The organism is Bacillus pretiosus, from assembly GCF_051294775.1.
Taxonomy (GTDB): domain Bacteria; phylum Bacillota; class Bacilli; order Bacillales; family Bacillaceae_G; genus Bacillus_A; species Bacillus_A wiedmannii.
Genome location: NZ_JBPPHF010000474.1, coordinates 1 through 286 on the forward strand (window position 1 = coordinate 1; position 286 = coordinate 286).

Annotated in this window: 1 protein-coding gene; it reads left to right on the forward strand. The window is 34.6% G+C overall.

Annotated elements, in window-relative coordinates:
* On the forward strand, positions 1–286 hold a 286-nt coding region (locus tag ACSG5Z_RS31795; RefSeq protein ID WP_435712942.1), incomplete at both ends, for a cation:dicarboxylate symporter family transporter.

The following is a 286-nucleotide window of genomic DNA, read 5'->3' on the forward strand; positions in this document are numbered from 1 at the left end:
AAACTAGTTGAAGAAAGATTAACTTCTAGTGAAAAAACAACAATTCCAGATAAATTATTAGAGCTGTTACCTACAAATCCGTTTCTTGATGTAACAGGAGCTCGTCCAACATCAACAATTTCTGTTGTAATATTTGCAGCCTTTATCGGTATCGCCTTTATAGGGGTAAAACGAAAATATCCAGAACATGCAGAACTATTTAAGAAAATGCTTGATGCTGTATATGCAATCGTAATGCGTATGGTAACATTAATTTTACGTCTTACTCCATACGGCGTATTAGCTC